Below are 752 nucleotides of genomic sequence, written 5' to 3'. Positions count from 1 at the left end.
AAAAAAGCCTCAGAGAAACAGATGTCTCTCTGAGGATATCCACCATTTTTATATTTTATAGCGGACGATCATCAAAATCATAATCCACCGGACCTGGAGCAACACGCGCATTTTCCAGTGCAGGCGTGTCAGGTCGAGCGATTTGGTACACAGCAGATCCTACGATCTCAACAGTTTCCTGAAGTTTTTCCTTGCTAATTTTATCAAGCGTATCTTCAGGGGAATGGTACCAAGGTTCAAGCGGTGCGTGAATAAATAGAGCGGATGGAATGCCACGCTCGAAGAATGGCACATGGTCACTGCGTCCCAGCTGTCCGTATTCCACCATTTCTTCGGCTACCCTAGCTCCTGCTGATGCGCCGAGATCTGTTACAAGGTTCTTTTCACCATCAGGAGTGAACATGATTAAATCACCCGCATCTTTGCTGCCGATCATATCCATTTGGAAATGAGCGACCATTCGATCGACTTCATCGTCACTTAACGTGCTTGCATAATGATAGGATCCGAGCAGTCCTTCTTCTTCAGCCCCAAAGGTCATAAAACGCAGTTCAGTATCTGTCGGAGTTTTGGCCATGATCTTGGCCATTTCCAGGACGCCAGCTACTCCTGATGCGTCATCATTAGCCCCTGGCCCGCCCTCAACGGAGTCATGGTGGGCGCCTACGGTAATGATTTGACCATTGTCTTTATTTTTGTGTGGCTTCATGGTCGCTATGACATTATAGGATTTTCCATAAATCGGTGCAGAT

The 752-nt window shown here is 47.1% G+C and carries 1 protein-coding gene; it reads right to left on the bottom strand.

The features are described 5' to 3' along the window. Window positions 1-55: 55 nt before the first annotated feature. Window positions 56-752: M28 family peptidase (locus tag LD39_RS19900; RefSeq protein WP_035552560.1), on the bottom strand; the 697-nt coding region annotated here is incomplete at its 5' end.

It is taken from the genome of Halobacillus sp. BBL2006 (assembly GCF_000786645.1).
Taxonomy (GTDB): domain Bacteria; phylum Bacillota; class Bacilli; order Bacillales; family Halobacillaceae; genus Halobacillus.
Note: the sequence above shows the minus strand (reverse complement) of the source record. Positions and strands in the feature narration are given on the sequence as shown.